The sequence below is a fragment of the Methanobacterium spitsbergense genome (assembly GCF_019931065.1).
Lineage (GTDB): Archaea > Methanobacteriota > Methanobacteria > Methanobacteriales > Methanobacteriaceae > Methanobacterium_B > Methanobacterium_B spitsbergense.
Window position 1 is genome coordinate 24,643 of sequence record NZ_JAIOUQ010000001.1, and the last position, 7,000, is coordinate 31,642.

Annotated in this window: 8 protein-coding genes and 1 tRNA gene; 1 reads left to right on the forward strand and 8 read right to left on the reverse strand. The window is 27.3% G+C overall.

Going from position 1 to position 7,000, the window contains the following annotated elements:
- Nucleotides 1-54 precede the first annotated feature (54 nt).
- The 8 genes from K8N75_RS00130 to K8N75_RS00165 all read right to left on the reverse strand — a co-directional run bounded on the left by K8N75_RS00130 (nt 55) and on the right by K8N75_RS00165 (nt 6,008).
- Nucleotides 55-137, reverse strand: a tRNA-Leu gene (locus tag K8N75_RS00130).
- A 557-nt stretch (nt 138-694) separates the two neighbouring features.
- Nucleotides 695-1,240 carry a DUF4411 family protein gene (locus K8N75_RS00135; protein WP_223790147.1) on the reverse strand — a complete coding sequence of 182 codons (546 nt, stop codon included), beginning with the start codon at nt 1,238-1,240 and terminating at the stop codon, nt 695-697.
- On the reverse strand, nt 1,233-2,342 hold the full coding sequence (locus tag K8N75_RS00140) for an ImmA/IrrE family metallo-endopeptidase (RefSeq protein ID WP_223790148.1): 1,110 nt from the start codon (nt 2,340-2,342) through the stop codon (nt 1,233-1,235). The genes K8N75_RS00135 and K8N75_RS00140 overlap by 8 nt, the downstream gene beginning before the upstream one ends.
- Nucleotides 2,343-2,647: 305 nt before the next feature.
- Nucleotides 2,648-3,157 carry a hypothetical protein gene (locus tag K8N75_RS00145; RefSeq protein WP_223790149.1) on the reverse strand — a complete coding sequence of 170 codons (510 nt, stop codon included), beginning with the start codon at nt 3,155-3,157 and terminating at the stop codon, nt 2,648-2,650.
- 181 nt (nt 3,158-3,338) lie between these two features.
- Nucleotides 3,339-4,484, reverse strand: a complete 1,146-nt coding sequence (locus tag K8N75_RS00150) for an ATP-binding protein (protein ID WP_223790150.1) — start codon at nt 4,482-4,484, stop codon at nt 3,339-3,341.
- Between the two features lie 61 nt (nt 4,485-4,545).
- Nucleotides 4,546-4,761 (reverse strand): hypothetical protein, encoded by a 216-nt coding sequence (locus K8N75_RS00155; RefSeq protein WP_223790151.1) that lies wholly within the window; start codon nt 4,759-4,761, stop codon nt 4,546-4,548.
- A 15-nt stretch (nt 4,762-4,776) separates the two neighbouring features.
- The gene (locus K8N75_RS00160) at nt 4,777-5,421 is read right to left on the reverse strand and encodes a metal-dependent hydrolase (protein WP_223790152.1); all 645 of its coding nucleotides are present in this window, start codon (nt 5,419-5,421) and stop codon (nt 4,777-4,779) included.
- Nucleotides 5,418-6,008 (reverse strand): hypothetical protein, encoded by a 591-nt coding sequence (locus tag K8N75_RS00165; protein ID WP_223790153.1) that lies wholly within the window; start codon nt 6,006-6,008, stop codon nt 5,418-5,420. The genes K8N75_RS00160 and K8N75_RS00165 overlap by 4 nt, the downstream gene beginning before the upstream one ends.
- Nucleotides 6,009-6,295: 287 nt before the next feature.
- Between K8N75_RS00165 and K8N75_RS00170 the strand changes: the two genes are divergently transcribed.
- A complete protein-coding gene (locus tag K8N75_RS00170) occupies nt 6,296-6,709 on the forward strand; it encodes a nickel-responsive transcriptional regulator NikR (RefSeq protein ID WP_223790154.1) in 414 nt (137 codons plus the stop codon).
- Nucleotides 6,710-7,000 lie beyond the last annotated feature (291 nt).

Genomic DNA, 7,000 nt, shown 5'->3' on the forward strand with positions numbered 1-7,000 from the left:
CTTTATACAGATTTTTGATTTTTAACTATTCTGTTACAAAAAACTTAAAATAAGTGCAGGGGAAGGGATTCGAACCCTTGTAGGCCTGCGCCAGAGGATCTTGAGTCCACCCCCTTTGACCGCTCGGGTACCCCTGCATATACCATGATTGTTTGCAGATTATATAACTTTTATTGTTATAAGAATATTGATGAATAACACTCAAAAAATGAGCTGTTAAATATTAATTTTTCATTGGAAATATGAAAAACACCGAAAGTAGTGTAAATTAACTGGTACATCTATACTCCGCATATCAAATTGGTGTGTTTCGTAGATTTTTTTTTATTTATCTCAAAGATCAGATATCTTTTCTAATTCTAATCTATTTAAAAAAAACTTTCCCTTTACCTAATTATATTTTTCATCATTATGCTATAGAACCATTAAATTTTCGATGAAAATACTCTACTTCGTTATAGTACCGTATTAATAGTTATGTGGTCGAGAAATTAAAAACTTCATGAATTGAAAAAAATAATTGAAAATATCGTTGATTTTTTGAGAAAATTTAATGAAAAATATGCTACTTCGTTATAGTTGCGTTTCACGAAGTAAAACTATTACTAATTTCTAATATATTATTAATTTAATTAATATGATTATAGAAGTATTTCGACCAGTGGTATGTTAATTCTATTAAAAAAAATACAAATTATGATTCATATAATTTCTCTCTTTCAATTAATTCTTGAAAATCTATACATTGAAAACTATTAGTAAAAGGAATATTTTTAGTATATTTTCCACGTATATGACAATAAGCCCCTAATTTAGAACATATAGTAGGAATTCTAAAATTATGTTCCCTACCATTAATATTACATTTTTCACATGTTACTAAAACTTTATTATGTGCCATCGCAAAAGCAATTAATTCTGGATCTGCCCACACTGGTTTTTCAATCCCCTTTTCATACCATATTGGAAATGTAGATGATAAAAAATTAAGTTTAGATACTACTTTAGGATCAGCCATATCAACATCAAACATTATATTATTATTATTTGACCATTTTAACGCAGCTTTATTTCTAACATTAATTTCTGTTTTAACGGATGGAACTGAGACAAATATTCCATCTTGAATTTTTTCATCAAAATTCTTCCAATGAAAGGGAAATAAATCTAATTCAAATGTCTGACCTACTGCTCTCCGGAGTATAACTGAAGAATCAATTATATATTCAAAATCAGTCATCAGAATCCTCCGAATTTATTTTATTCCTGATTTCTGATACTACTTCTATAGGTTCTTCTAAATCTTCAGCTAAATCATCTATAGATATCAATTCTTCATCAAAAGCTTCTAAAATAATTGATGTATAATAATGTCCATTACGTGTCAATGCCTTACTTGCTAATTTAGAGTATTCATTAATAGAATCCTTTTTTTTAAGTTTATTAAGAATTTTCTTTTCTTTAGTTTTTCTTGTAGTTTTTTGTGTGGTTTTTTTAGGTGCTATTAGTTTATCCCATTCATTCTGTTTTTCTTTATAAATTTCTTTAGATATAATTTGTAAATCAAGCATTCTCCTAATAATCACTTCTTTACTTACTCTAAATAATTTTGATAAAGAATGAATCTTAGTATCCAGTGGGTAAATGTCAATTTGGTTTAATTTGATTTTTAAAAGTTTAGCAGGAACTAAAGATTCTGCTGCTATTCGATTGCAGATTTTTTCATCGTTCTTTAAAAAATAATTATCAAAATTGCTGAAACCCTCAGTTTTAAGAATAAGATGAGCTAATTCATGGAATAATGTAAATTTTTTACCATTTTCATATTCTCGATGATTAATTCCAATAACTGGTAATTTATCATAATATAACGCATATCCTCTAACTTCATTAGGATCAACCTTATAGAATTGAAAAACCAATACACCTAAACTTTCAACTTTTTCTATCCAATAATCTAAATCTTTACGTCTTCTAGTACCTTGATTCATTTTAAGTTTATCCGTTATTATTTCAGGTATCACTTGTGAATCTTTGGTTTTTATATCTTTAAATTCAAAATAAGGGATTATTAGGTTATTTGATTCTTCTTCTAAGTTAAGTATCTTCATTCTTCTTAGTTTTGCATTTCTTATCTCAAAACTAAATTCAGGAGTTATCTTATGTTTTTTTTGACTTTTTATTGTTCTTAAATCCGGAATAAAATCAGTGTATATGGGATCATTAATATTAAAAAACGTTGCAGGGGGTCTTTGATAATATCCGGCCAGTTTCAGAAGTTTACTGTAACTAATTTCTCCTGTTTCTTCCCATTCCTCGATAGTTTCACTATCAACATTCATTTTATTAGCAATTTCACTAATATCATAATGAGCCACTTTTCTAGCCCAAACTAACCATTTTTGATTAGTTTCAACAGTCCCTGAACTAATAATATCACCCCCCCTTTAAAGTTTACTATTAAATTTTATATTTAAACTAATTCAAATACATAACCATTGGGATTTACATAAAAAATCCATTGTAACCATTATCAATTAATTACAATATAAATAAAAATTATAATCAACAAATATTTGTGTATATATTGTCTCTGTTTCTCCAGCACACTGATATTTAATTTTGGAATCCCTCTAGTTCTTACATTTTATTTTTCTAAAAATTCTAGAAAACCATAATTTTTAAGATTTTTCTGAGAAAGATCCCAGACATAATGAATTATTCTAATAGGATATGTATCCATAAAAGTTTTATCTAATTCAATACTTCTATATTTAACTTCAAGCTCAAAAGATTTATCTAATAAATCAGTCCTATTCTTAAAATTAGTTAAATAATAAAATTTAATATCTTCTACATCCAAATACTCTAATCCTTCATTAATAACATCTATATCTGAAATAAACTTTCCATCAATTATTTCCATATCTTTTATGACTTTAAATTTAATGTTATGAGCTCTAACTTGACCAATATTCTTTATTTGTAAATATAAAAAAGGCTCAGGAGAATCCACAAATAGACTGATTGAAATTTTGGGTTTTAATTGAAATTCCCTTAATTTTCTGCTTTCTTTAGCTAAATTATATGTAAAATATGCTAAGAACAATGTGAATAATGCTAATAATAGTGTTGTTACCTCTTCAAAGGATACCATTTTGAACTCCTAGTTTATTGAAGGTATTATAAAATAATCATAATCAAATTATCTTATGAAGATATTTAATCTTATTTTTTTCTTTTAAAGTTAAAATATATCGAAATTTAAATTTTCTGAAATGAAATTATGAAAAAGTAATTAAAATTAGATAAGTAAAAAATAGATTATTAACTTTTATCTAATTTCGATTATTTGATTTCTTAAGATATTCTTTAAACATCTTATCTCTGAGTTTATATTTACCTCTGGATTTTTTCAAGATGAGATTCTTTTCTACCATCGTTTTTAACACTTTGGAAGGTTCATATTTAATATTTTCATTTTCTTTAATTTCTTTATAAACTAAAATATCAGAATCACTCTCAATGAATATGTCAAGTATTTTTTTTTCTTCATTTGCAGCGTTTTCATACATACCCCTAAATTCTCGCTGAGATAAAAAATTAAGAGATGTTGGAAAAGCTTTATCAAATTCTACTAATGTAACTCGATTTTCATTCGCTTCTTGGAAACAATTGTGAGCTATAACTTGTATGTAATATGGATTGCCTTCAGAAATTTCATAAATTCTTTTAATTACTTCTTGAGTAAATGTTACATTTTCTTTTTTGGAAGGAATATTTATCGCATCATTAACTTCTTCGAGTGTTAATGGCCTTAATTCATATGGATCGAAAATTCTGACAGCTGAATCTGTATGTTCTTGTATTCTAGAGAATATATCATATGCACCTGTAGCTACGAACATTATTTTTAAACCTTTAAGATTTAATTCAGTTAAAGCATTCTGTAATATGCTCAATACTCGTTGAGTATCTTCATTTATTAATATACGTTGTAAATCATCAAATAGAAGGATTAATACTGGATCTTTTCCTTTGAGTTTTTTGTATATTACTTTTAATATTTTTTCTATAGCAACTGATGGAGATGTAGGCGGAATTTCTCTAGATAATGTAAATCCAATCCCATAAGATATATTTACACCCATACTTTTGATTGAATCCCAGAAGCTACTTACTTTAATATCTAGTGAATCAGCACATTTATCAACTATCAGAGTGTAAATGTCTGTAAAACTACCTTCAACTAATGGAATTCGTATTGCATATACTTCTTCAACATCTTTTAATTCTTCCTGGAATTTTATGAGTAAACAGGTTTTTCCTATACCTTTAGGGCCGTATATTATTATATTTCCTGGATCTCCTTCTTTGGTTGAAATAAATATATCCTTCAACTCTTCAAGTTCATCCTCTCTTCCTGTAAAATAAGAAGGTAGAACTCCAGTTCTTCTTTTAAAGGGATTTTTTTTTGAATTCATTTTAAAACATTCCAAACATACTAAACATTATTTTTTTGAATGTTTATTCGGTTAGTACTGTTTAAGATATTTCAAGACATTCCCAATATTTCTTAATATCATTGGTTAATAATCTTATTCTCTGTTCTCGACGTCTACCAATTTTAAATTGATTATTAACAGGCAGTTTTAATCTAATACAATCGCTTTTTAGTCTACATCTATTACATTCTCTATTTGAAACATAACTTCCATATGCATCGCAGAATATTTCATATTTATTTCGATATTTACTCATTTTTACAACTCCTTGTCAGGTGTTATTTACCATAATTCTTGTTTCATTCTCATCCACTTTTTTGATTGTAATAGTCTCATTTACATTTTTAACTGGTTTTGGCAGTTGAATATTTAAGTTAGGATTATTTTTCATGGAATATTGAGGGTTACTCATAGCTGTGTTAGTTCCATTAGTTCCATTAGTCGCAAAGGCATGGCTTAAGTCAAAGGATGTTTTATCAATACAAATTGATTGAATAGTGAAAAATAGTACTGGTATGAGCAAGAATATTAAAACTAAAAATAAAGCCTTGTCCTGATTTGTACCAGTTTTAATACGTCTATTTTCCTTTAATACAACAAAGTTGGTTTTACTGAGTGGATACAAAATTGGGCTTCCTTTGGTGGTTAAAATATCTAGTATAACGTGAGAGATTAAACCTGTGACTAGTGCAGCAGCTATTGTAATACTCCAAAATCCAACAAATAAACAGGGTATTATCCAGAAAATTGAGTGGCCATAACCTCTGTGGGTACCTGTGAATCTGTCTAAGATATCTGGAAAGACTGAGATCCACCCTGCAAATAAGATTCCAACCCATAAATAGTTTAGGTTGGTTAAATATGCAAAGCTAATGAATAAGAGTATTGCACCAGTTATATGTGTGTAGCTTCTCATAGCCGACCACCAATAAAAACTAGTGTTCTAAATATTATCAGAGCAATCCATACACCGCCAATAACCGTAAAGATAGAATATATCGATAAAACACTTTTAAGATAAATAAAAAAACAATAAATACTTAAAATAATATAAAGCGCATATGTAACATTAATTTCATTCTTCACGCCTTTTTCTTCATATTCTTTTTGATTAACAAGTTCAAATCGTTTAAAAAATGGATATATTTCAGGTTTAAAATCTTGTGAAAAGCTACAGATAAATTGGATATTTTTTAAAGTGTTGAGATACTGATAAACTTGAACTGTCCGCTTGGTTAATCTTTCAAAATGATTGAAAGTTATTACTAGTCTTTCATACTCCAATTCCTTAACTAATATTTCCTTAAGCTCATCAATAGTTAAACGGTTTAATGAAAGCTTATTCTCATCAGATAACTCATTGATGATTTTTATCAATCTTACCTTTACTGGTGTAGGTTCATTGAAATAAATACAAATATAATCGTCCTTTAATTTATTATAACAATCAAAGACGCTTTTATTATAGAAGATAATGTTGTTTCCTTCACTTATCTTCTCCATTATTTGTAATACTTTCATAAGTATTATTATGTTCTTACTCATATATAATAATTAAAAAAAAACACACACTCACAAAACAGATCAATGTTCAACTTAAATATCAATTCATGAAATGGTAATCGGTCTACTTCAAAAAAAATACTTATATAAATTACTTCTTTTTTTATTTTCTTTAGCCAAAATTCGATAAATCATAACATTCAATTTTACAAAAAAATAATTAAAAGTAAAGTAATAATATCATATAATTAAATAATAAAATAGAATTATTATTGGAGGAATATAGTTTGCCTAAAACGAGTAGAATAAGTATTTCGTTACCTACAAAATTATTAAATAAGTTTGATAACATGCTTGGTGATAGAAGATATCGTTCAAGATCAAATGGTGTACAAGATGCCATGAAAAATTACATTGAACAATATGAATCAATAAATGAAATTAAAGGAGAAGAGGTAGGGACAATATTTATACTCTATGATCATCACTCACGTGTATTGGAGAATATTATTTGTATCCAAAATGAGTATCATATGTACATCAACTCCGTAATGCACACACATGTAACTGATAATCAATCCTTAGAAGTGATTATAGTTAAAGGAGATATAAAATATATTACAAACATATCAGATAAGCTAATGGGACTTAATGGTGTAGAAGAAGTTAAACTAACAACTATATTAATAGACAGTAAATAATAAGAAAAATTCAAACAACTTATAATATCAATGTTTAACTTAAAATCAGATTCATGAAATGGTAATCTATATATAAAAAAAACTTACTAATAATTATTTCCTTTTTATTCTTCATTATCCAATTTAGATAAATATTTAAAGGCCATCTCAGTAAAACTATCCAGGCCATCTCAGTAAAACTATCCAGGCCATCTCAGTAAAACTATCCAGGCCATCTCAGTAAAACTATCCAGGCCATCTCAGTAAAACTATCCAGGCCATCTCAGTAAAACTATCCAGGCCATCTCAGTA